Source organism: Xenophilus sp. Marseille-Q4582, from assembly GCF_916700565.1.
Taxonomy (GTDB): Bacteria; Pseudomonadota; Gammaproteobacteria; order Burkholderiales; family Burkholderiaceae_C; genus Xenophilus.
Window position 1 is genome coordinate 806,438 of record NZ_CAKAKO010000003.1, and the last position, 23,298, is coordinate 829,735.

The window sequence follows — 23,298 nt, forward strand, 5'->3', positions numbered from 1 at the left end:
GCCCGGCCTTCAGGACGGGGCCGCCTTGCTCGCGAGATGCTCGATGAGCGCCCACTCCTCGGCCGTCACCGGCGTGATCGACAGCCGGTTGCCGCGCTGCAGCAGCCGCATGTCGGCCAGCGCAGGCGTGGCGCGCAACTCGGGCAGGGCCAGCAGGCGCGTCTTGCGCACGGCCTGCACGTCCAGCAGCAGCCAGCGCGGATCGTCCGCCTTCGACTTCGGGTCGTAGTACGGCGAGCGTTCGTCGAACTGCGTCGGGTCGGGCCGCACGCCCGAGGCCACGCGTGCGAAGCCGGCGATCCCGGGTTCGGGGCAGCTGGAGTGGTAGAAGAGCACGCCGTCGCCCACCTGCATGGCGTCGCGCATGAAGTTGCGCGCCTGGTAGTTGCGCACGCCGGTCCAGGGCACGGTCTGCTGCGGCGCGGCCAGCGCGTCGTCGATGGAGCATTCGTCGGGCTCCGACTTCATCAGCCAGTAGTGGCGGGCGCGTTCGGAAGTGCGGTCGGTGCTCATGGGCGCCGATTCTGACGGCACGCGTGCGCCGAGGGAATCAGAACCAGCGCGGAACCAGCACCGGCAGCGACGCCGCCAGCAGCACGACGCCCGAAGCCGTGAGCAGCCCCAGCACGATGCGGCGGAAGGCCAGGTCGCTGATGCCGATGTACAGCCGCGCGCCCAGCAGCACGGGCACCAGGACGCAGGCAGCGACGATGCCCATCAGCGGCAGCATGCGCAGTGTGACGTTGCCCGTGCCCACATGGATCGCGAAGGACACGAGCAGCATGGCCAGGTTGAAGTTCTGGATCACGGCGCGCGCGGCGTCGCGCGGCAGGCCGCGCAGCTGCGCCCACAGCGTGGGCACGGCGCCCGCGAAGCCGGCCACGCCGGCCATCACGCCGCCCATCAGGCCCGAGACGGCATCGCCCACGCGCGCGCCGCGGCGCACGCGCGGCAGCTTGTCGCTCAGCAGCATGGCCGGCGCCCAGATGACCAGCAGCAGGCCCAGGCAGAACTTGAACAGCGGCACGTCCAGCCGCGGCAGCAGCCACACGCCCAGCGGCACGCCGGCCAGGCCGCCCAGCACGAAGGGCAGCAGCAGCGCCTTGTCGAAGGCGCGGCGCTGCGTGAAGGCGGCGATGAGCTGGCCCAGCAGCGCGCCGAACACGGCCAGCACGGCGGCCAGCATCGGGTCCACCGTCCAGGCCCAGACCGACATGGCCACCAGCCCGAACGCAAAGCCCGACAGGCCCTGCACGAAGCCGGCCAGGCCCGCGCCGAGCGCGATCAGCAGGTAGAGCGGGAGGCCGCTTGCCAAGGCCGGCGAGTTGCGTGCGCCGCCGGATCAGGCCGACGCGGAGGCCGCCGGCGTCGGCAGCAGCTCGCGCCGCGCGCGGCGCACGTTGAAGGCGCTGGCGATGAGCACGGCCTGCACCACGGCCAGGCCCAGGATCACGGCGCGGTGCTGGCCGTGGTCCATCAGGCGGCCGAAGACCAGCGGCGCCACGGCCTGGCCGATGTCCAGCCCCGCATACACCACGCCGTACACGCGGCCGCTGGCGTTGGCCGGCGTGGAGCGCTTGACGATCAGGTCGCGCGACGGCCCGGCGATGCCGGAGGCGAAGCCCATCAGGCCGAAGAGCACGGGCACCACCACGGGCGGGAAGTCCGCCCACGCCAGCACCAGCGTGATCAGGGCCGCGATGCCGAAGCCGATGCCCACGATGCGCTCGCAGCGCGCCGGGTCCGAGGCCAGGAAGCCGCCCAGCACCATGCCGGCCGAGTTGGCCACCATGTACACGGTCAGGCAGATGGCGACCAGCGCCACCGGCACCGCATGCAACTGGCCGGCCGCCACGGGTGCGAAGGTCTGCACCACGCTGATGACCATGGCGTAGAAAAAGAAGAAGCCGAAGCACATCCACACGGCCGGGATGCGCAGGAAGCCGAACTCGCCGCCTGCGGCCGCCGCCGCGGCGCTGCCCGGCGCGGCCGGCTTGCGGGCCGCCTTCACGTCCAGCGCCAGCGCCTCGCGGTACACCCACACCAGGGCCAGCACGGCGAAGGCCACGGCGCCGGCCGCCGCCAGCGCGATGCGCCACGAGAAGGCCATGGCCAGCGGCACCACGAAGGCCGGCGCCAGCGCCCAGCCCAGGCTGCCCGTGATGCCGTGCACGCTGTAGGCATGGCCCAGGCGCGTGGACGCGACCTTGCGGTTGAACAGCGTGTAGTCGGCCGGGTGGAACACGCCGTTGCCGATGCCGCCGATCACGGCGCTCGCCATCAGCACCCAGTAGTTGGGCGACAGCGCATAGCCCACGCCGGCCAGGCCCAGGAAGCCCAGGCCCGCGAACAGCACCGGGCGCGGCCCCATGCGGTCGACCACGAAGCCCGACGCCGCCTGCACGATGCACGAGACGACGAAGAACACCGTGAGCACCGCGCCCAGCTGCGTGTACGAGACGCCGAAATCGTCCTTGAGCCAGGGGAACAGCGGCGCCAGCAACAGCTGGCTGAAATGGCTGACGGCATGGGCGATGCCCACCAGGCCGATGAGGCGGGCGTCGCTGCCCAGGCTGGGCGGCGGGGCGGACGGTTGCGGGGAAGCAAGGGTGGACATGGCGGCGGCGACGAAGAAGCAAGAACAGAGGCAGAGCCGATGCTAGGCGGCCCGAACGCGGCAGAATGCCGATACAGAGACAATGTTTGTCGAAACCATGCCAAGCCTTGCCCGCGCCCCCCGTTTTGCCGCCGCGCCGCCGCCGGCCGTGACGCACAGCGTAGGGCCGCTCACGCCGCACCTGTACGTGCCCGACGCGGTGCGGCCGCTGCGCGCCAAGGAGCATTTCCTGTCGGGCGACACGCAGGTCGAACTGCATGCCCATCCCTGGCCGCAACTGACCTTCTCCACACGCGGCGTGATCCGCCTGAGCACCGCCGACGGCACCTGGATCGTGCCGCCTTCGCGCGCCCTGTGGGTGCCGGCCGACGTGCCGCACAGCACCACCCTGGTCGAAGACGCGGAGCTGCGCACCGTCTACCTGCACCGCTGGCTGGGCCCGGACTGGACGCGCTGCGAGGTGCTGGAAATCAGCCCGCTGCTGCGCGCGCTGATGCTGTCGCTGGACACCACGCCCGACGGCCGCCCGCCGGCCGACCCCGAGGCGGCGCAGCGCGAGCGCTGGATCGCGCCGCTGCTGGTCAACGAGCTGGAGCGCGCGACGCAGATCCGCGTGGACGTGCCGCTGCCGCAGGACAAGCGCCTGCGCCAGCTGTGCGAGGCCATGCTCAACAACCCGGCCGACCGCGCCACGCTGGCCGAGCGGGCCGCCGCCATCGGCGCCAGCGAGCGCACCGTGGCGCGGCTGTTTCGCAGCCACATGGGCATGAGCTGGCAGCAATGGCGCCAGCAGGCCGTGCTGGCCCATGCCCTGCCGCTGCTGGCGCGCGGCATGGCCGTGAGCCAGGTCGCATCCGCCAGCGGCTACGCCACCGACAGCGCCTTCTGCGCGATGTTCAAGCAGGCCACGGGCAAGTCGCCCACGGCCTTCCAGCCGCGGCGCGGGCGCTGAGAGCTTGAGAGTCTTTCGCCCATGCCCGCCCTGCACGCCAAAACACCCCGGCTCTTCGTTGCAAATGCTCGCCATAGCCCGAGCTATGGCTGCGCTTTGCGCCTCGATCCGGGGCGTTCTGACGCGCCTTTCGGGCACGGCCAAAAAACTCTCAAGCTCTGAGCGGCCCCGCGCCGCGCCCCTACAGCCCAATCAGGCGGCGCCTACGGGCCGGGCGGCGCCTGCCTGCGCACACTCTCGCTGCGGCGGGCGGGGCGGATGAAGTGCGCCCGCCCGGTGGCCGCGCGCTTCGCTGCGTGCGGTCGTGGGCCGTCCGACAACCTTCGCCATGTTGAACCTCGAAGTCGATGCCTGGGAGCTGCTGCTGCGTGCGGCGGCCGTGTACGGGGTGCTGCTGCTGATGATGCGCCTGACCGGCAAGCGCACCGTGGGCCAGTTCACGCCTTTCGACCTGCTGGTCGTGATGCTGGTGAGCGAAGCCGCCGGGCCGTCGATGACGGGGTCGGACCAGTCGCTGCTGGGCGGCCTGCTGGTGTGCCTGGTGCTGATCGCGCTCAACACGCTGGTGGGCGCGGTCACGGCGCGCAGCCGCACGGCCGAACGCCTGCTCGAGGGCGAGGCGGTGCTGCTGGGGCGCGACGGCGCCATCTTCGACAAGGTGCGCCAGAAGCACCGCGTGGCCCGCAACGACATCGAGCAGGCCCTGCGCGAGGCAGATTGCGACCTGGAGGAGCTGCGCTACGCCTTCCTGGAGGCCGACGGACGCATCAGCGTGCAGAAGAAGCGCCGCGAAGGCTGAAGCCGCGGCCCCGCCGGCGCGCGTGTGCGGGCGCGTCGGCCACAATGCGGGCCTGTGCCTTCCCTGGTGCCCGCCGCTGCCGCGCGCACCGCCCATCCTGCGCATGCCCGGCTCCGCCCCTTCTTCCGCTTCGCCTGCTTCCACCCGCGCCCGCCTCACCCGCTGGCTGCCCTTCCTGGCCTGGCCCCGCCCCGACCGCCCGCTGCTGGTCAACGAAGCCATCGCCGGCATCACGGTGGCGCTGATGGTCATCCCGCAGGGCGTGGCCTATGCGGCACTGGCGGGCATGCCGTTGATCACGGGCATCTACGCGGCCCTGTTCCCGGCGCTGATCGCCGTCATGTTCAGCGCCTCGGCGCGGCTGTCGGTGGGGCCGACGGCGCTGACCAGCGTGCTGGTGGGCGCCTCGCTCGCGCCGCTGGCGGTGCCGGGCAGCCGCGAATGGGTGTCGCTGGCGGTGTGGCTCACGCTGCTGTCCGGCGCCATGCAGGTGCTGCTGGGCGCGGCGCGTTTCGGCTGGGTGCTGCGGCTGGTCAATTCACCGGTGCTGATGGGCTTCACCCAGGGCGCGGCGGTGCTGATCACGCTGTCGCAGTTGCCGGCGCTGCTGGGCTTCACGGGCCGCAGTTTCGGCCAGCTGCTGCAGGGGCCGCCGCCGGACTTCGTCGCCATCGCCTTCGGGCTGGGCAGCATGGCGGTGCTGTGGCTGGGCAAGCGCTTTTCGCCGCGGCTGCCCACCACCATGCTGCTGGTGGGCGCCGCGGCGCTGATCAGCGGCACGCTGGGCTATGCGCTGCGCGGTGGCGCGGTAATCGGCGCCCTGCCCTCGGGCCTGCCCGCGCTCTACTGGCCCACGCTGCCGGCCTGGAACGAACTGGGGGCGCTGCTGCTGCCGGCCTTCCTGATCACGCTGGTGAGCTTTCTGGAAACCGCCTCCAGCGCCAAGGTGGACAACGGCCGCGCCGGCACGCTGTGGAACGAGAACCAGGACCTGATCGGCCAGGGTCTGGGCAAGATCGCCTCCGGGCTCACGGGCTCCTTCCCGACCAGCTCTTCCTTCTCGCGCTCGGCCATCACGCTGTACGCGGGCGCCAAGACGCAGTGGTCCACCCTGTTCAGCGTGGCGGTGGTGGCGGCGGCGCTGCTGTGGGCCATGCCGCTGCTCTACCACGTGCCGCAGGCGGTGCTGGCGGCCATCGTGGCCACGGCCACGCTGGGCCTGCTCAAGCCTTCGGCCTTCGTGGCGCTGTGGCGCGTCTCGCGCATCGAGGCGGGCATCGCCTTCGCGACCTTCGTGCTCACCATCGCCACCGCGCCGGCCATCTACTGGGGCGTGCTGGGCGGGCTGCTGGCGGCCCTGGCGCACTACATGTACCGCCACCTGCATCCGCGCATCATCGAGGTGGGCCAGCATCCCGACGGCAGCCTGCGCGACCGCCACCTGCTGCAGCTGCCGCTGCTGGCGCCGGGCCTGTACGCACTGCGGCTGGACGCGGACCTGGACTTCGCCTCAGCCAGCGAGATCGAACGCGCCGTGACCGTGGCGCTGACCGAGCGCCCAGGCCTGACGGACGTGTGCCTGTTCGCGCAGCCCATCAACCGCGTGGACCTGACGGGGGCCGAGGCCTTCGGCAACATCCGCCGGCAGCTCGAAGGCCGCGGCGTGCGCCTGCACCTGAGCGGGCTGAAGCTGCCGGCGCTGCAGGTGCTGGAACGCGCGGGGCTGCTCGCGCCCGGCCCGCTGCTGTTCACCTACCGCACCGATGCGGAAGCACTGGCGGCGCTGCGGGCGGGCGCTGCGGAGGGGGCGCCGGCATCCGGGCGCCGTCCCGAATGACCCGCGCCTGACAACGCCGCTGGCACGGCCTTGCGGTCCAATCGCTGCCCCATGGAACCCGCTGATACCGCCGCCGCGCCGCGCACGGCGCCGGCGCGCATCGCCGAAGTCTTCGTCGCCTTCCTCGCGCTGGGCCTGAGCAGCTTCGGCGGGCCGATCGCGCACCTGGGCTACTTCCGCACCGCCTTCGTCGAGCGGCGCCGCTGGCTCGACGAAGCCGCCTATGCCGAACTGGTGGCGCTGTGCCAGTTCCTGCCCGGGCCCACGAGCAGCCAGGTCGGTTTTGCGCTGGGCCTGGCGCGCGCGGGGTGGGGCGGCGCGCTGGCGGCCTGGGCCGGCTTCACGCTGCCCTCGGCCGCCCTGCTGATCGGGCTGGCGCTGGGGCTCGCGCAGCACGCGCACTGGCTGGAATCGGGCGCCGTGCACGGGCTCAAGGTGGCGGCCGTGGCGGTGGTGGCGCAGGCGGTCTGGCAGATGGGCCGCGGCCTGTGCCCCGATGGGGCGCGCCGGCTGCTGGCGGGGGGCGCGGCGGCGCTGGCGCTCGCGCTGCCGGGGCTCACGGGGCAGTTGCTGGCGATCGGGCTGGCCGCGCTGGTCGGCGCCGCCGCACTGCGGCATCTGCCGCAGCCGGCTTCGTCGTCGCGCGCGCTGCCGCTGCAGGTCTCGGCGCGCGCCGGGCGCGGGGCACTGGCGCTGTTCCTGCTGCTTCTGCTGGGCCTGCCGCTGCTGGCGGCCACGCAGGGGCCGGGCCTGTGGCCCCTGCTCGACGGCGTCTACCGCGCCGGCGCACTGGTCTTCGGCGGCGGCCACGTGGTGCTGCCGCTGCTGCAGGGCGCCACCGTGGGCGCGGGCCATCTGAGCGAGGCCCAGTTCCTGGCCGGCTACGGGGCGGCGCAGGCCGTGCCCGGGCCGCTGTTCAGCGTGGCGGCCTACCTGGGCGCGGCCATGCAGGCACCGGTGAGCGGCGCGCTCGGCGGGCTGCTGCTGATGGCGCTGCTCTTCGCGCCGGGCCTGCTGCTGCTCGTGGCCGCCCTGCCCTTCTGGGCGCGGCTGCGCGGCCGGGCCGGCGCACGCGCGGCGCTCGCCGGCGTGAACGCGGCCGTCACGGGCCTGCTGGCTGCGGCGCTGTACCGGCCCCTGTGGACCACGGCCATCCATGGCCCGGCCGATGCCGCGCTGGCCGCTGCGGCGCTCGCCCTGCTGCTGTGGGGGCGTGCCTCACCGCTGCCCGTGGTGCTGCTGGCCGCGGCCGCGGGCGCGGCGCTGGCCCGCTGACCTTCTTCGCCCCGCTCTTCGCATCTTCCGCCGATGTTCATCGCCATCCCGCTCGAAACCAAGCCCAGCTGGCGTTCGCCGCCGTGGATGACGGTGCTGATCATGCTGGTCAACTGCTGGGTGTTCTGGGCCTGGCAGCAGCCCGAAGAAGCCGCCGTGGAACGCGCCGCCGCGCAGTACGCGGCCACGCCGCTGCCGGCCCTGGAGCTGCCGCGCTTCGTGGCGCACCTGCAGCGCCAGGCCGCGCAGCAGCCGCAGGACGAACGCGCGCGCCTGAGGGCCGCGCATGCGGCCGGCCTGCTGCGCCAGCAGCAGGAGGCCGCGCTGTACCGGCTGATGTGGAACGAGCGGCACTTCCGCCGGCAGCTGCTGGCCGGCGAAGTGATCCGCCCCGGCGACCCCGCGCATGAGGCCTGGCAAGCCGAGCGCGCCGCCTTCACGCCGCGCGAGCCAAAGCGTTTCACCGAACGCTGGGCCATGAGCTACGAGGCCGGCGCCGGCTGGCAGCCGCTGCAGGCGCTGACCTCCACCTTCCTGCACGGCAGCACCGGGCATCTGCTGGGCAACATGGTCTTCCTCTTTCTCTTCGGCTTCACGCTGGAGATGGCGCTGGGCGCCTTCACCTACCTGGCCTTCTACCTGCTGTGCGGCACGGCCGCCTCGCTGTTCGCGCTGATGTTCTATGCCGGCCTGGGCAGCTACGGCCTGGGCGCCTCGGGCGCGGTAGCGGCGCTGATGGCGATGTACGCCGTGCTCTACCGCATGCGCCGCATCCCCTTCTTCTACATGCTGTTCTTCTACTTCAACTACGCGCGCTGGCCGGCCCTGGTGATGCTGCCCGTGTGGATGGGCTTCGAGCTGCTGCAGCATTTCGTGGACGGGCACCAGGTGGCCTACATGGCGCATCTGGGCGGCCTGATCGCCGGCGCGCTGTGCATGGGTGCCTACATGCGCATGCGGCACGTGGAAGCGCCGGTGGACGAAGCGGCCCAACGCCGCGCGCAGGAGCAGCCGCTGCGCGACGCCATCGCGCGCGCGCAAAAGCACACCGACGCGCTGGACTTCGCCCGCGCCGCGCCGGCCTGGCGGGCCGCGGCCCAACTCGCGCCGCAAGACCCGCAGGTGCTGCGCGCCTGGTTCGAGAGCGCGCGCCACGAGCCCGCCAGCGAGGACTTCCATGCCGCCGCGCGCCGCATCTTCAAGCTGCCCGCGCAGGGCGAGGCCGAGCGCCGGCTGCAGCACGCCGCCTGGCGCACCTACCGCCAGCGTGCAAAGCCCGGCCCGCGCATGAGCGCCGACACGCAGCACGCGCTCGCGCGCGCGTTCATGCGGCTGGCCGAATGGGCCGATGCCGAGGCGCTGTGCCGGTCACTGGCGCGCGCGCCCGAACATCCGCAGTGGGTGGACACGCTCACGCAGCTGGCCAATGGCCTCGCGCAATCGGGCCACCTGGCCCAGGCCCGCGCCTGGCTGCCCACGCTGCAGCGCGATGCGCCGCAGGAGGCCGTGACGCGCTGGCTGGCGGCGCAGGCCGCCTGAGCGGGCAGCGAAGCTTCGGGCGCAGCGCGCCTTCAGGTTCGGCCAGGAACGCCCTGCCTCTGGCCCGCGGACGGCATGCTCAGGCCGGGCTGGCCGGACCGGCCGGCGACGGCCCCAGCTCATCGCGCAGGATCCACGCCGCTTCCTGCGTGCTCGCATGCTCGGGATAGCGCAGCTTCATGCGCATGAAGATGCGCACCGCGCGCTCGGGGTCGTTCAGGCCCTGCTGCAGCGCGCGCACCGTGAGCTCCATGGCCTGCGGGATGCGCGCGTCCTGCGGGAAGTGTTTCTCGAAGTGGTAGAGCAGCAAGGCCACATGCCGCGCCTTCGTGGCCTTCCAGGCATGCTGGGCCAGCGCCAGCACGCTGTCGGCCGACGCCAGCCTGAACTGCGGCACGCGCTTGTGGCAGGCGCTCCAGACTTCCAGCGCCTCGCCGGCGCGCTGCTGCTGCAGCAACTGGTGGATGAAGCCCTGCGCGTGCCGGCCCAGCTCCTCGGGCCGCTCGGCCACCTTGAGCACGCGGTGGTAGCGGCGTGCATCGGCCAGGTCGTTCGCAGCGCCCGAGGCGCCGCGCGACCCCACCCGCTCCCATTCCCGCGCGGTGGCCACGGCCTCGTCCATGTCGCCGGCCTGCACCAGGCGCGCCACTTCGGCGTCGCGGCGCTGCGCCTCGGCGGCGGCCGGGTCCGGCACGGCGGCCGCCGCCGCGCTGCCGGGTGGCGCCATCAGCGGATCGATGTCCAGCGCAGCATGGTGCTGGTACATCACATAGCCGACCATGGCCGCCATGACCCAGGTGAAGTAGATGACCACGAAGGTCAGCGCCGGCAGCAGCACGCCATGCGGCACCACCGCCGCCAGCAGGCCGGCCGCCATCGGCGCCCCCTGCATCAGCAGGAAGAGGAAGAAGCACAGCAGGAAGTAGGACTTGCCCACGCGTGCCACGGTGGCCAGCAGTTCGAAGGGATGGATGGCCGCGCGCAGGCTGCAGGTGTTGATCAGCACCATCAGCGTGGCCGGGATCAGGAAGGAGGACAGCAGGTTGGCCGCCACGCCCAGTGCCGGGCTCTTCACGGCCAGCAAGCCGATCACGAAGCCGTGCACCAGGGTGACGCCCAGGAACTTCCAGGGCAGCCATTTCCAGTCCTCGTCGAACAGGTGCGGGCGGTAGTCGGCGCTGCGCGTGACGCCGCGCGAGGCCAGCGCCGCCACCTTGAAGGCATAGCGGCTCACGGCCAGCACCAGGCCCAGCAGCACCGCGGCCATGAAGAGGCCGCCCAGCATCAGGCCGAAGCTGCACAGCGCCAGGAAGCCGGCGTACAGCAGCGGCTCCAGCTGCAGCGGGAAGAGGAAGAAGCTGTTGAGCCGCTGCCAGAAGGGGGGGATCCGCTCGTCCGCCCGCTCGGCGGAAGCGGCGCGGTGCGGGCCGGGGCGCAGAGCGGCGGGAGAGGAAGGCATGGTGGATGCGGAGGAAATCAGGGGCGCCGGTGCAGCACCGCGCCCCAGCGGTGAATGATGGTAACTAATTGTGCGCGCACTGCCAGCACCCTGCCGACCTGCGCAGACGCCTGCGGCACAGACAAGGTCGCGCCGGGCGCCGGCCCGTGGAGGTGCCGAGGCGGCTGGAGGCTGCACGGCGCTCGAGCGAGGGAGCGCCGCCGGCGCGGCTGATAGGATCGCCACGCATCTTCCAAGCCTTCCGTCCTGGCAAGGACACCCGCAGCCGCCATCCATCATGGGAGCCAAGTCCGCAGAGCGCTGAGCCGCAACAACGCCTGTCCTGTTGTTGCGGCGGTCCATGCGCACCCCGCTTCGGCCCTGTGCTCGGCCGAGGCTGGGCCATGCGGGCCGCCGTCAGATCCTTCTCATCTGACCGGAAGCTTCTCTCATGACCCGTCAATGCGCGCCCGCCTGGGCGCATTCGCTGCCGTCCACCCTGGCGCTGATGGCCCCCTTCGACCTGCTCGCTTCGCTGGCGATGGATGTGTACCTGCCGGTGATTCCGGCGATGCCGACCGCGCTCGGCACGTCGGCCGCGCTGATCCAGCTCACGCTCACCGTGTACATGGTGCTGATCGGCCTGGGGCAGCTGCTCTTCGGCCCGCTGTCCGACCGCTTCGGCAGACGGCCCGTGCTGCTCGGCGGCGCCCTGCTGTTCACCGCCGCATCGCTGGGCCTGGCGCTGGCACAGAGCGGCGCGGCCTTTCTCGCCCTGCGCGTGGTGCAGGCCCTGGGCGCTTCGGCGGCGCTGGTCGCCACCTTCGCCACGGTGCGGGACGTCTATGCCGAAAGACCCGAAAGTCAGCGGATCTACGGCCTGCTCGGGGCCCTGCTCGCCTTCGTGCCCGCCGTGGGCCCCATCGCCGGCGCGCTGCTGGCCCGGGCAGGAGGGTGGCGCGCCATCTTCATGACGCTCGCGGTGCTGGGCCTGGGCGCCGCCGCGCACGCCTTCTGGCGTTGGCCCGAAACACTGCGGCGCCGCTCCACGGCGGGCGCCGCGCCGCTGCGAGCGATCCTCGGCAGCCCCGCCTTCCAGACCTACACCCTGGGCTTCAGCGCGGCAATGGGCAGCTTCTTCGTGTTCTTCTCCACCGCACCCGGCCTGCTGATGGCGCGTGGCGCCATGGCGCCCTGGGAGTTCAGCCTGGCCTTCGGCTCGGTCGCGCTCGTGATGATCCTCGCCACCCGCTTCGCCGCCGCGCTGGCGCGCCGCTGGGGCACACGCGGCAGCCTGCTGCGGGGACTGGGGGTGCTCATGACCGGCGCGGTCCTGCTGGCGCTCGCCCAGGCCCTGGCGCCCGGCGCACCCGTGCCGGCCTTGCTGGCGCCCATGTACCTGATCGCCTGCGGGATCGTGCTGCTGGTCTCGGTGTGCGCCCAGGGCGCACTGCGTGACTTCGGCCATGCGGCCGGCCTGGCCGTGGCGCTGTACTACGCCCTGCAGAGCCTGTTCGTGGGCGGACTGGGCACATTGGCCGTGCTGCTGCTGGGCCCGGCCTCCCACTGGCCGCTGGCGGCCTACGCGAGCGGAGTGCCGCTGCTCGCGGGGCTCAGCGCCAGGCGCCTGCCGGCGCAGACAGACTGATCGGGCGTTGCTTCAACCGGGGCAAGTTGCGCTCAGTCCTTCACCGCCCTGCGCAGCTTCTTCGTCTGCGAACGCAGGCTCTTGCCCTGCAAGCGGCGCTGCTGGCTGCCGTAAGTCGGCTTCGTCGCCCGCCGCACGCGCGGCGGCGCGGCCACGGCATCGACGATGGCCTGCAGCCGGGCCAGCGCGTCGGCGCGGTTCATCTCCTGCGTGCGGTGCTGCTGCGCCTTGAGCACCAGCACACCGGCCTGGGTGATGCGCGAATCGGCGCTGGCCAGCAGGCGGTGCTTCACATCCTCGGGCAGCGAGCTGGCGGCGATGTCGTAGCGCAGGTGCACCGCGCTGGAGACCTTGTTGACGTTCTGGCCGCCCGCACCCTGCGCGCGGATGGCCGACCATTCGACCTCGCGCTCGTCGACGCGCGGCGACCGCAGGGTCATGGCCTGGCCGACCTCGCCCGCCTCAGACGCGCTCGAAGATGGCCGCGATGCCCTGCCCGCCGCCGATGCACATGGTCACCAGCGCATAGCGGCCCTGCACGCGCTGCAGCTCGGCGATCGCCTTCACGGTGATGATCGCGCCGGTCGCGCCCACCGGGTGGCCCAGCGAGATGCCCGAGCCGTTGGGGTTCACCTTCGCGGGGTCGAAATCCAGCTCCTTGATGACGGCGCAGGCCTGGGCCGCGAAGGCCTCGTTGGACTCGATCACGTCCAGGTCGCTGACCTTCAGGCCCGTGCGCGCCAGCACCTTGCGCGTGGCCGGCACCGGCCCGATGCCCATGTACGCCGGCTCCACGCCCGCATGCGCATAGCCCACCAGGCGCGCCAGCGGCTTGAGCCCCAGGGCCTTCACGCGCGCGCCTTCGGCCAGCACCACGGCGCCTGCGCCGTCGTTGATGCCCGAGGCATTGCCTGCCGTCACGGTGCCGCCCTCCTTCTTGAAGGCGGGCGTCATGCCGGCCAGCACTTCGACCGTGGTGGCGGCCTTCACGTGCTCGTCGGTGTCGAAGACGACCACGCCCTTGCGCGTCTTGACCTCGACCGGGACGATCTGCTCCTTGAAGCGGCCCGCCGCGATGGCGGCGGCGGCACGCTGGTGGCTCTGCGCGGCCAGTTCGTCCTGCTGGGCGCGCGTGATGCCGTGGCGCTCGGCCACGTTCTCGGCCGTGATGCCCATGTGGATCTTCTGCCAGGGGTCGTGCAGGATGCCCAGCATGTAGTCGATGACCTGTGCATCGCCCATGCGCGCGCCGAAGCGCGCGGCGGTGTCGAAGTAGGGGCCGCGGCTCATCGATTCGGAGCCGGCGCCGATGGCGATGTCGCAGTCGCCCAGCGCGATGGCCTGGGCGGCCGACACGATGGCCTGCAGGCCCGAGCCGCACAGGCGGTTGACGTTGAAGGCTGGCGTCTCGATGGGGCAGCCGGCGTCGATGGCGGCCACGCGGCTGAGGTAGGCGTCCTTGGTGTCGGTGGGGATCACGTTGCCCATCACCACGTGGCCGACGTCGGCCGGTGCCACGCCGCTGCGTTCGAGGGCGGCCTTGACGGCCGTGGTGGCCAGCTGGGTGTTGGGCACGTCCTTGAGCGAGCCGCCGAAGGTGCCGATGGCGGTGCGGGCGGTGCCGACCACGAAGATGTCGCGTTGGGACATGGATGCTCTCCTGGAGGATGGGATCAGAGAATTTCAGTGCCCGCCGAAGACGGGCTTGCGCTTGTCGAAGAAGGCGTCCACGCCGGCCCTGAAGTCCGCGCTGGACGCGCAATGGCGGAACGCCGCCGATTCGGCCTCCAACTGTGCCGGCAGGTCGCGCTCGAAGCTGCCACGCATGAGACGCCGAAGCTGCCCCAGCGCCACCGTGGGGCCGGCCGCCAGGCGCTGCGCCAGCGCCATGGCCTCGTCGCCCAGCGTGTCCGCCGGCACGACCCGGTTGACCAGGCCCATGCGTTCGGCGGCTTGCGCGTCGAGCATGTCGCCCAGCATCGCGATTTCCAGCGCGCGGCGCAGGCCGACCCAGCGCGGCAGCGCCCAGGACGCGCCCACGTCGCAGCTCGCGCCGATGTTCACATAGGCCAGGTTGAAGCGCGTGCCCTCGGCGGCGAGCACGAAGTCGGCCTGCAGCATCAGCGACAGGCCCGCGCCAGCGGCCACGCCATGCACCTGCGCCACCAACGGCGCATCGAGCGTGGCCAGCAGCGCCACCGCTTCATGCAGCGGGCGGATCAGATCGGCCGCGCCCTGCAGCGGGTTGGCCTGCAGCACGGCCAGGTCGCCCCCGGCCATGAAGCCCTTGCCACTGCCGCGCAGCAGCACGGCGCGCACGCCGCGGTCGGCAGCGATGGCCTTCACGGCGGCCAGGACGGCCTGCGCCATGGGCACGTCGATGGCGTTGAGGGCCGCGGGGCGGTTGAACTGCAGCGTGGCGACCGCGCCTTCGCGGCCGATCAGGAGGGGGGACGGGGGCTCGGTGCTCATGAGGGGGTCTCCATCGTGGTGATGCGGCGGCCGCGCACCGCAGCGCTGCGGGCCGGCGGCGCGGATGTCTTGGCCGCCCTGCGGCTGGCCGCGGGCGCCGGGGCAGCTGCCGGCCGCACGGCCAGCACGCCGCCCAGCAGCAGCGCGATGCCCTGGTCGGTGATCTGCGCGGGCGTCAGCGTGCCGTCCTCGCGGTACCAGCGGCCGATCCAGCTGAGCGCGCCGGCCAGCATGAAGGCCGCCATCTTCGGGTCGCAGGGTGCGAGCGAGCCTTCGCGGATGCCTTCCTCGATCAGCTGACGGAACTCCGCGTCGATGCCGGCCTTCAGCCGGCGCAGTTCCTTCCTGAGCGGCGCGGGCAGCGGGTCTTCGCCGATGCGGATCACGCACATGCCGAAATCCTGCATCACGATGCCCGCATAGATGCGCATGCAGGCCATCAGCTGATCCAGCGCGCGCCCGCCGCCTTCGCGCACCTCGGCGATGCCGGCGCGCATCATCTCCAGCGCGCTGCGCACGCATTCGAGCAGGATGTCGTCCTTGCTCTTCACGTAGTAGTAGAGCGTGGGCTTGCTCACGTGCAGGCGCTCGGCGATGTCGTCGAGCGAAGTGGCGTGGAAGCCTCGCTCGTTGAACAGCTGCGCCGCCGTCTGCAGCACCGCCTGGCGCTTGCGCTCGCGCTGCTGCGTGCGGCCGGCGGCCGGCAGCCAGGGCGAAAGCCCGATCGGGCCGGCCGGTTCGGCGGGCGCTTCAGCGGCGGAACGCTTGCGGGGACTCATGGGGTTTGCGCGCACGGGAAAGTCCCGATGTGACCGGTGGGGCGCTTTCCGAAGATCGCCCACGTTACCAGGGAGTAGAAATTCTACGGGCGAGTAGCCCTGCATGTCTCGGACTGTTTCATCCAGTCGCCCACGCCAGCCCTGCAAGCCCTTGCGCCTCCGCCATGAGTGCCGTCCCTTCGCCTTCCACTGCCGCGCCCATCCTGCGCGTGGACGCGCTGACGCTGGCCTTCGGCGGTGTGAAGGCGTTGAACGGCGTGGGCTTCGACGTGCAGCCGGGCAGCATCACGGCCGTGATCGGCCCCAACGGCGCGGGCAAGACCTCGCTGTTCAACACCATCTCGGGCTTCTACCGGCCCACCGCCGGCAGCGTGCAGTTCGAAGGCGCCGACATCACACGCGTGCCGGCGCCCCGGCGCGCGGCCATGGGCCTGGCGCGGAGCTTTCAGAACATCGCGCTGTTCCGCGGCATGACGGTGCTGGACAACATCAAGCTGGGCCGCCACGCGCACCTGAAGACCAATGTGTTCGAAGCGCTCTTCTATGTCGGCCGCGCGCGCCGCGAAGAGGCCGAGCTGCGCCGCGACGTGGAGGAATGCATCATCGATTTCCTCGAGATCGACCACATCCGCCACGCCAGCGTCGCCGCCCTGCCCTACGGCCTGCGCAAGCGCGTGGAGATGGCGCGCGCGCTGGCCATGCAGCCCAAGGTGCTCATGCTGGACGAGCCCGTGGCCGGCATGAACCGCGAGGAAACCGAGGACATGGCGCGCTTCATCCTCGACGTGCGCCGCGAGTGGGGCATCACCGTGCTCATGGTCGAGCACGACATGGCCATGGTCATGGACCTGTCGGACCATGTGGTGGTGCTGAACTTCGGCCAGGTCATCGCGCAGGGCCGGCCACAGGAGGTGCAGGCCAACCCGGACGTGGTGCGCGCCTACCTCGGCGCCGGCGACGTGAGCACCCTGCGCGCCAAGCTGCGCGGCGCGGCGGCCGCGGCATGATGGACTGGGCCTACCTGTTCGAGATCGCGCTGACCGGCATCGCCGGTGGCGGGCTCTACGCGCTCGCGGCGCTGGCCTTCGTGCTGGTCTACAAGGCCACGCGCGTGGTCAACATCGCGATCGGCGAGATGCTGATGATCGGCGCCTACCTGTTCTTCGCCTTCGCCGCGAGCATGGCCCTGCCCATCTGGCTGGCCGTGCTGGGCGCGGTGCTGGGCACCGGGCTCCTGGGCGCGGTGGTCGAACGCACCATGATCCGCCCGCTGCTGGGCGAGCCGCCGATCTCGGTCTTCATGGTCACGGTGGGCCTCGCGTCCATCCTCGTGGGGCTGGTGGAGATCATCTGGACAGCGGACCAGCGCCGGCTGCCCGAGTTCTTCCCCAGGGCGCCGGTGATGGTGGGCGAGGCCTTCCTCGCGCCCAAGGTGGCCTACGGCGCGCTGGCGGCACTCGTGCTGATCGTGCTGGTGCTGCTGCTGTTCCGCTTCTGGCGCGGCGGCGTAGCGCTGCGTGCCACGGCCTCGGACCAAGGCGCGGCCACCATGATGGGCATCCACGTGCCGCGCGTGTTCTCGCTGGCCTGGGTGGCCTCGGCCATGATCGCGGCCGTGGCCGGCATCGTGGTCGGCGCCATCGGTGGCATCTCCTCGTCCATGGGCGTGTTCGGGCTGTCGGTGCTGGTGGTGGTGATCGTGGGCGGGCTCGACAGCGTGCTGGGCGCGCTGGTCGGCGGGCTCATGATCGGTCTCATCGAGGCATTGGCCGGCGCCTACCTGGGTGGCGAGTACAAGCTGCTCGCGACCTTCGTGGTGCTGGTGTTCGTGCTCATGGTCCGGCCCTACGGCCTGTTCGGCACCCATGAGATCGAGCGGCTATGAGAATCGGCACCCTCAAGCAGACCTACATCGCCGATGCGGCGCTGTTCGACTCGCGCACGCAGAAGGTCTGGCTCGCCATCGGCGCCGCGCTGCTCGTGCTGTTTCCCTTTGTCGCCAGCGACTACTGGCTCTACCTGGCCTGCCTGGTGGCGATCAACGTGGCCAGCGCCACGGGCCTGAACATCCTGACCGGCTACACCGGCCTCGTGAGCCTGGGCCAGGCGGCCTTCATGGGCCTGGGCGCCTACACGGTGGCGATCCTGCAGGCACGCTGGGGCACGCCCTTCCTGCTGAACATCTTCGCCGGCGGCCTGGTGGCCATGGTGGGCGGCATCGTGGTGGGCATCCCCTCGCTGCGCGTCAAGGGCCTGTACCTGGCGATTGCCACCATCGCGGCGTCCTTCATCGCGCACTTCCTGTTCGCCAACCTCAAGATCACGGGCGGCACCACGGGCCTGTCGCTGCAACCGGCCCAGGTCTTCGGCCTGGCGCTGGACACCTCGTTCCGCATCTACTGGCTGATCGTGCCGGTCACGCTGCTCATGGTGCTGGGCGCGGCCAACCTGTTCCGCACGCGCGTGGGCCGGGCCTTCATCGCCGTGCGCGACCGCGACATCTCGGCCGAGGTGCTGGGCATCCCGCTGTTGCGCACCAAGCTGCTGTCGTTCGGCTTGTCCTCGTTCTATGCGGGCGTGGCGGGCGGGCTCTGGGCCTACTTCTTCCGCGTGGTCACGCCCGAGAGCTTTCCGCTGCTGATGTCGATCTTCTTCCTGGCCGCCATCATCGTCGGCGGCATGGGCACCATCCTGGGCGGCATCCTGGGCGCGGTCTTCATGACCATGGTGCCCGAACTCTTGAAGCTGGTGTTCGACCTGCTGCCGGGCGGCACCGAGATGACGGTGTTCCTGTCGCCGGTGCGCACGGTCGTGTTCGGCCTGCTGATCGTCGGCTTCCTGGTGTTCGAGCCGCACGGGCTCGCCGAAATGTGGCGGCGGATCCGCCGCTTCTTCCATCTCTGGCCCTTCCGGAACTGACAAAGGAGACTGCCATGCCTGCTGCACCCCTGACCCTCACGTCCAACCACCGCCGCGCCCTGGTGCTGGGCGGCAGTGCCGCGCTGGCCGCGGCCGCCCTGCCGCGCGTGGTGCGCGCCCAGGGCGAGGACATCGTGATCGGTGGCTCGATCCCGATGACGGGCGTGTTCGCGTTCGCCGGCATCGGCATCAACGCGGGCATCGCCGACTACGTGAAGATCGTCAACGACGCGGGCGGCATCAAGGGCCGCAAGCTGCGCTACGTGCCCGAGGACACGGGCTACAAGGTCGACGTCTCGGTCGCGGCCTACAAGAAGATCACGAGCCAGAACAAGGTCAATCTCTACTACGGCGACTCTACGGGCTTCGCCAAAACCATCAACCCCGAACTGGACCGCAACGGCCAGATCCTGATGGCCGGCGCCTCGTTCGCGTCGGAGCTGAATGACCCAAAGAAGTACCCGCACCAGTTCCTGGTCGGGCCGGACTACACCGAGCAGATCGGCATCCTGCTGCAGCACATCGCCAAGGAGAAGCCAGGCGCCAAGGTGGCCTTCGTCTACAGCGATTCGGAGTTCGGCCGCGACCCGATCGAGGCCAGCGAAGCCGCGGCCAAGAAGCTGGGCCTGGCGGTGCCGCTCAAGATCATGACGCCGGCCGGCAGCGTGGACGTGTCGACCGAGGTCATCAAGCTGCGCCGCGCCGCACCCGACTACACCATCTTCCACGGCTACATCCTCGCGCCCATCCCCGAGTTCATCCAGCAGGGCCGCCAGCAGGGCATGACCAGCAAGTGGATGGGTACCTTCTGGACCATGGACAGCTCCACCGTCATGAAGATGGGCGAGGCCGGTGACGGCTTCATGGGCGTGATGCCGTTTCGCTACTACTACGACACCGAGAAGGCGCCGATGCTGGAGAAGATCCGCGCGCTGCGGCCCGAGTACCAGAGCACGGCCTACATCCAGGGCTTCCTCACGGCCATGCTGTTCGCCGAGGCCGCCAAGCGCACGCTGGACGCCGGCAAGCCGCTGGACGGCAAGAACCTCAAGGCCGCACTGAACACCATCAAGGACTTCGACACGGGCGGCATCATCGGCACGCCGATCACGATCACGGGCAACTCGCTGCCGGTGGGCCGCGTCTACCGCGCCGACATGAAGGCCCAGAAGATGGTCGCGGCCTCCGACTGGATCAAGCTGTAGAAATGCAGCCCCCACGCTCATCGCTTCGCGTATCGCTGCCCCCCAAAGGGGGCGCTCAGTGGCTTCGGGCGGCCGGGCGCTCGCTGACATGACCGCAGCGGCCGGCCCCATCCTCGAGGTCAACAACATCGAGGTGGTCTACAACAAGGTCGTGCAGGTGCTGCGCGGCCTGTCGCTGGCCGTGCCGCGCGGGCAGATCGTGGCGCTTCTGGGCAGCAACGGGGCCGGCAAGTCCACCACGCTCAAAGCCATCTGCGGGCTGCTGCCGCTGGAGGACGGCGCGCTGCAGGCCGGCCGCATCGCCTTCGACGGAGCGCCCACCGACCAGCAGGCGCCGCACGTGCTGGTGCGCCGCGGCCTGGCCCATGTGATGGAGGGCCGGCGCGTGTTCGAGGACCTCACGGTGGAAGAGAACCTGGTGGCCGCCACCTACGCGCTGACCGGCCGCAAGGCCATGCCGCGCGATTTCGACGCGGTGTACGCCTACTTCCCGCGGCTGCACGAGCGCCGCAAGGGTCTGGCCGGCTACCTCTCGGGCGGCGAGCAGCAGATGCTGGCCATCGGCCGCGCACTGATCGCCGAGCCGCAGCTGATCCTGCTCGACGAGCCCTCGCTGGGCCTGTCGCCCATGCTGGTGGAAGAAATCTTCACCATCATCGCGCGCATCAACGCCGAGCGCGGCACCTCCATGCTGCTGGTGGAGCAGAACGCGAGCATCGCGCTGGCCGTGGCCGACGCGGGTTACATCATGGAGAGCGGCAAGATCGTGATCGACGGCAGCGCCGAGCGGCTCGCGGCCGACCCCGACGTGCGCGAGTTCTACCTGGGCGTGGGCGGCAGCGGCGAGAGCCGCAGCTTCAAGGACCTCAAGCACTACAAGCGCCGCAAGCGCTGGCTTTCATGACCACCCCCGTCACTCGCTCACTTCGTGTGCTCGCCTCCCCCCTCAAGGGGGCGCACGCCGCGGCCTGGCAGAGCCAGTTCCGCGCGTGCACGCGCATGGCCTGCTCCGCGGCCGTCGGCTCCGCGGCGTGCGACCCGCGGCGGAGTTGTCAGCCGTGAGCGTGTCGGCACTCCCCGACAAGACCCTGCCCCAGATGCTGCGCGAGCAGGCGCAGCGCCAGGGCGCGCGCGTGGCCATCCGGCAGAAGGACTTCGGCATCTGGCAGCCCATCACCTGGGCCGACTACCTGCGCCGCGCGGGCCACGTGGGCCTGGGCCTGGCATCGCTGGGCCTGCCCGCGGGCGGCCATCTGGGCGTGATCTCCGAGAACCGCGTGGAATGGGTGCTGGCGCAGATGGGCGCCGGCCTGGTCGGCGCGGTGACGGTGGGCGTGTACCCCACCAGCCCCAGCAACGAGGTGGCCTATGTGGTGGGCCATGCCGACGTGGAGGTGGTGGTCTGCGAAGACCAGGAGCAGCTGGACAAGATCCTGGACGCGCAGGCGCAGCTGCCGCGCCTGCAGCGCATCGTGGTGGTGGAGACCAAGGGCCTGGCCAGCTACCCGCCGGCCGTGCGCGAACGCATCGTCTCGTTCGCCGAGCTGGAGCGCCTGGGCGCCGAGCTGCAGGCGCGCGAGGGCCTGGGCCGCATCGACGCGGCGCTGGCCGCGCAGACGCTGGACGACATCGGCCTGATGATCTACACCTCGGGCTCCACCGGCGCGCCCAAGGGCGCCATGCTGTCGTGGCGCAACATCCGCGGCGTGGTGCCCGGCATCGTGGACCGGCTGGGCCTGGACGGCGCCACCACGCACCTGTCGTACCTGCCGCTGTGCCACGTGGCCGAGCAGATGCTGAGCTGCTTCGTGCCGCTGTACCTGGGCTCGCAGGTGCACTTCGGCGAATCCATCCGCACCGTGCAGGAAGACCTGCGCGAGGTGGCGCCCAGCATGTTCCTGGGCGTGCCGCGCATCTGGGAGAAGCTGCACGCGGCCATCAGCATCAAGATGCAGGAGGCCGGCCCGCTGCAGCGCGCACTGTACGCGCGCGCCCTGGCCGCCGGCGCGCCGTTGGCCGAGAAGCCGCGCAGCCAGTGGACGCTGGCCGAGCGCGCGCGTTTTGCGCTGGCCTACTGGACCGTGCTGCGCGCGCTGCAGAACTTCATCGGCCTGCGCGCGGCGAAGGTGGCGCTGACGGGCGCGGCGCCCATCCCGCCCGACGTGGTGCGCTTCTTCCGCACACTGGGCGTGCCGCTGGTGGAGGTCTACGGCCTCACCGAATCCAGCGGCATGGTGACGGGCCAGTCCGTGGACCACGTGCGCGCCGGCACCGTGGGCCCGCCCACGCGGGGCGTCGAGGCGCGCATCGGCGATCAGGGCGAACTGCAGATCCGCGGCGACATGGTGTTCGCGGGCTACTACAAGAGTCCCGAGGCCACGGCCGCCGCCGTGCAGGACGGCTGGCTGCACACGGGCGACGTGGTGCAGCAGGACGCCGATGGCCACATCCGCATCGTCGACCGGCTCAAGGACATCATGATCACGGCCGGCGGCAAGAACCTGACCCCTTCGGAGATCGAGAACCAGATGAAGGGCAGCCCCTTCATCAAGGAATGCATCGTGGTGGCCGACGGCCGCAAGTTCGTGGCCGCGCTGGTGCAGATCGATTACGAGACCGTGGGCAAGTGGGCCGAGGCGCAGCGGCTGGCGTTCACGCACTTCCGGTCGCTGGTGGAGCTGCCGCAGGTGCGGGATCTGGTGCAGGGCGAGATCGACCGTGGGAACGAACGGCTGGCGCAGGTGGCGCAGGTCCGGCGCTTTCACCTGCTGACCAAGGAGCTGGACCACGACGATGGGGAGGTGACGGCGACGATGAAGGTGCGGCGGGCGAGTGTTTACAAGGCCTATGCGGCCGAGATCGAGGGGCTGTACGCCGGCTGAGTCTTCAGAACGCCCGGGCTGTCAGCTCTCGGCCGGGACCGCTGCGCGCGCCTTCGCGAAATCGATGAAGGCGCGCAACGCGGCCGGCACGTAACGCTGCCGCGGGTAGTACAGGAATGGCTGCCCCAGGCCGGGCGACCAGTCCTGCAGCAGGCGCACCAGTGCGCCCTCGTGCAGTTCGCGCCGCGCGTACTGCTCGTGCACGTATGCGATGCCCAAGCCGGCCACTGCGGCGTTGACGGCGATCTGCGCGTCGTTCACGGTCAACGGACCCGATGGCTCCACGCGCACGGTCTGGCCCCTTCGGTAAAAACTCCACACGAACAGGCTGCCGCCCTGGAAGCGGCGGCGGATGCAGGCATGGTCGGCCAGATCGGCTGGAACCTGGGGTGGCGGCAGGTTCATCAGGTAGGCGGGCGCGGCAACGACCGCATAGCGCTGTGGCGGTCCGATGGGCACGGCCACCACGTCCTGGTCCAGGTCGCTCTCGAATCGCACCCCGGCGTCGAAGCCGGCTTGCACGAGGTCGATCTTGGCGGCTTCGGCCGTGATCTCCATTTCCACCTGCGGGTGCGTGCGCAGGAACTCGGCCACCAGCGGCGCCAGCAGGAACTGCGCGACGGGCGCCGGCGCGTTGATGCGCAGCAGGCCCATGGGCGAGCCGCGGTGCAGGTTCACCCGGTCCACCGCATCCCGGATCTGCTCCAGCGCCGGCGACAGCTGCTGCAGCAGTTGCTCACCCGCGGTGGTGGGCGCCACGCTGCGCGTGGTCCGGCGCAGCAGCACGAGGCCCAGTTGCCCTTCCAGGCGACGCAGGGTCTGGCTCAGCAAGGCCGGCGACACGCCGCGCTCCAGCGCCGCGCGCCTGAAGCTGCGGTGGCGGGCCACCGCCGCGAAGGCTTCCAGATCGGCCAAGGCCGGCTTGGTCACTGTTCA

At 71.2% G+C, this 23,298-nt stretch carries 21 protein-coding genes; 12 read left to right on the forward strand and 9 right to left on the reverse strand.

Annotated features, from left to right (window positions below):
- Positions 1 to 9: 9 nt before the first annotated feature.
- From LG388_RS14460 to LG388_RS14470, 3 genes are read right to left on the reverse strand one after another with little or no spacing between them, the layout of a single operon-like run.
- Positions 10 to 513, reverse strand: coding sequence for an EVE domain-containing protein (locus tag LG388_RS14460; protein WP_225783416.1), 504 nt, complete (start codon positions 511 to 513; stop codon positions 10 to 12).
- Between the two features lie 37 nt (positions 514 to 550).
- Complete coding sequence (locus LG388_RS14465; protein ID WP_225783417.1) at positions 551 to 1,315, reverse strand: sulfite exporter TauE/SafE family protein; 765 nt, start codon at positions 1,313 to 1,315, stop codon at positions 551 to 553.
- A 27-nt stretch (positions 1,316 to 1,342) separates the two neighbouring features.
- The gene (locus tag LG388_RS14470; protein WP_225783418.1) at positions 1,343 to 2,617 is read right to left on the reverse strand and encodes an MFS transporter; all 1,275 of its coding nucleotides are present in this window, start codon (positions 2,615 to 2,617) and stop codon (positions 1,343 to 1,345) included.
- Between the two features lie 97 nt (positions 2,618 to 2,714).
- Here LG388_RS14470 and LG388_RS14475 point away from each other — a divergent pair, with 97 nt between their 5' ends.
- From LG388_RS14475 to LG388_RS14495, 5 genes are all read left to right on the forward strand, one after another.
- Positions 2,715 to 3,569, forward strand: coding sequence for a helix-turn-helix domain-containing protein (locus tag LG388_RS14475; protein WP_225783419.1), 855 nt, complete (start codon positions 2,715 to 2,717; stop codon positions 3,567 to 3,569).
- Positions 3,570 to 3,897: 328 nt separating this feature from the next.
- Entirely contained in the window at positions 3,898 to 4,368 is a 471-nt protein-coding gene (locus LG388_RS14480; protein WP_225783420.1) for a DUF421 domain-containing protein, read from the forward strand.
- 103 nt (positions 4,369 to 4,471) lie between these two features.
- Complete coding sequence (locus tag LG388_RS14485; RefSeq protein WP_225783421.1) at positions 4,472 to 6,205, forward strand: SulP family inorganic anion transporter; 1,734 nt, start codon at positions 4,472 to 4,474, stop codon at positions 6,203 to 6,205.
- A gap of 51 nt (positions 6,206 to 6,256) precedes the next feature.
- Positions 6,257 to 7,480 (forward strand): chromate efflux transporter, encoded by a 1,224-nt coding sequence (gene chrA / locus LG388_RS14490; RefSeq protein ID WP_225783422.1) that lies wholly within the window; start codon positions 6,257 to 6,259, stop codon positions 7,478 to 7,480.
- A gap of 33 nt (positions 7,481 to 7,513) precedes the next feature.
- Positions 7,514 to 9,019, forward strand: coding sequence for a rhomboid family intramembrane serine protease (locus LG388_RS14495; protein WP_225783423.1), 1,506 nt, complete (start codon positions 7,514 to 7,516; stop codon positions 9,017 to 9,019).
- A 79-nt stretch (positions 9,020 to 9,098) separates the two neighbouring features.
- On the opposite strand, the gene LG388_RS14500 is transcribed toward LG388_RS14495, so the two are convergent.
- Positions 9,099 to 10,478, reverse strand: a complete 1,380-nt coding sequence (locus tag LG388_RS14500; RefSeq protein WP_225783424.1) for a tol-pal system YbgF family protein — start codon at positions 10,476 to 10,478, stop codon at positions 9,099 to 9,101.
- Positions 10,479 to 10,908: 430 nt separating this feature from the next.
- Between LG388_RS14500 and cml the strand changes: the two genes are divergently transcribed.
- Entirely contained in the window at positions 10,909 to 12,105 is a 1,197-nt protein-coding gene (gene cml / locus LG388_RS14505; protein WP_225783425.1) for a CmlA/FloR family chloramphenicol efflux MFS transporter, read from the forward strand.
- Between the two features lie 32 nt (positions 12,106 to 12,137).
- Here the strand turns inward: cml and arfB are convergent, their stop codons facing one another.
- Genes arfB through LG388_RS14525 form a run of 4 tightly spaced genes read right to left on the reverse strand, consistent with a single transcriptional unit; the run spans position 12,138 to position 15,356 of the window.
- Positions 12,138 to 12,545 carry an alternative ribosome rescue aminoacyl-tRNA hydrolase ArfB gene (gene arfB, locus LG388_RS14510; protein WP_225783426.1) on the reverse strand — a complete coding sequence of 136 codons (408 nt, stop codon included), beginning with the start codon at positions 12,543 to 12,545 and terminating at the stop codon, positions 12,138 to 12,140.
- Between the two features lie 22 nt (positions 12,546 to 12,567).
- On the reverse strand, positions 12,568 to 13,755 hold the full coding sequence (locus LG388_RS14515) for an acetyl-CoA C-acyltransferase family protein (protein ID WP_225783427.1): 1,188 nt from the start codon (positions 13,753 to 13,755) through the stop codon (positions 12,568 to 12,570).
- Between the two features lie 33 nt (positions 13,756 to 13,788).
- Positions 13,789 to 14,577, reverse strand: coding sequence for an enoyl-CoA hydratase/isomerase family protein (locus LG388_RS14520; RefSeq protein ID WP_225783428.1), 789 nt, complete (start codon positions 14,575 to 14,577; stop codon positions 13,789 to 13,791).
- The gene (locus LG388_RS14525; RefSeq protein ID WP_225783429.1) at positions 14,574 to 15,356 is read right to left on the reverse strand and encodes a TetR/AcrR family transcriptional regulator; all 783 of its coding nucleotides are present in this window, start codon (positions 15,354 to 15,356) and stop codon (positions 14,574 to 14,576) included. The genes LG388_RS14520 and LG388_RS14525 overlap by 4 nt, the downstream gene beginning before the upstream one ends.
- A 164-nt stretch (positions 15,357 to 15,520) precedes the next feature.
- Here LG388_RS14525 and LG388_RS14530 point away from each other — a divergent pair, with 164 nt between their 5' ends.
- The 6 genes from LG388_RS14530 (at position 15,521) to LG388_RS14555 (ending at position 22,362) form a co-directional block, all read left to right on the forward strand.
- Positions 15,521 to 16,363 carry an ABC transporter ATP-binding protein gene (locus tag LG388_RS14530; RefSeq protein WP_225783430.1) on the forward strand — a complete coding sequence of 281 codons (843 nt, stop codon included), beginning with the start codon at positions 15,521 to 15,523 and terminating at the stop codon, positions 16,361 to 16,363.
- Positions 16,360 to 17,241, forward strand: coding sequence for a branched-chain amino acid ABC transporter permease (locus tag LG388_RS14535; RefSeq protein ID WP_225783431.1), 882 nt, complete (start codon positions 16,360 to 16,362; stop codon positions 17,239 to 17,241). Before LG388_RS14530 ends, LG388_RS14535 begins: the two co-directional genes overlap by 4 nt.
- Positions 17,238 to 18,275 carry a branched-chain amino acid ABC transporter permease gene (locus tag LG388_RS14540; RefSeq protein ID WP_225783432.1) on the forward strand — a complete coding sequence of 346 codons (1,038 nt, stop codon included), beginning with the start codon at positions 17,238 to 17,240 and terminating at the stop codon, positions 18,273 to 18,275. The genes LG388_RS14535 and LG388_RS14540 overlap by 4 nt, the downstream gene beginning before the upstream one ends.
- Before the next feature lie 14 nt (positions 18,276 to 18,289).
- A complete protein-coding gene (locus LG388_RS14545) occupies positions 18,290 to 19,480 on the forward strand; it encodes an ABC transporter substrate-binding protein (protein WP_225783433.1) in 1,191 nt (396 codons plus the stop codon).
- A gap of 88 nt (positions 19,481 to 19,568) precedes the next feature.
- Positions 19,569 to 20,384 carry an ABC transporter ATP-binding protein gene (locus LG388_RS14550; RefSeq protein WP_225783434.1) on the forward strand — a complete coding sequence of 272 codons (816 nt, stop codon included), beginning with the start codon at positions 19,569 to 19,571 and terminating at the stop codon, positions 20,382 to 20,384.
- 193 nt (positions 20,385 to 20,577) lie between these two features.
- On the forward strand, positions 20,578 to 22,362 hold the full coding sequence (locus tag LG388_RS14555; RefSeq protein WP_370630179.1) for a long-chain fatty acid--CoA ligase: 1,785 nt from the start codon (positions 20,578 to 20,580) through the stop codon (positions 22,360 to 22,362).
- A 21-nt stretch (positions 22,363 to 22,383) separates the two neighbouring features.
- On the opposite strand, the gene LG388_RS14560 is transcribed toward LG388_RS14555, so the two are convergent.
- A complete protein-coding gene (locus LG388_RS14560) occupies positions 22,384 to 23,292 on the reverse strand; it encodes a LysR family transcriptional regulator (RefSeq protein WP_225783435.1) in 909 nt (302 codons plus the stop codon).
- Positions 23,293 to 23,298 lie beyond the last annotated feature (6 nt).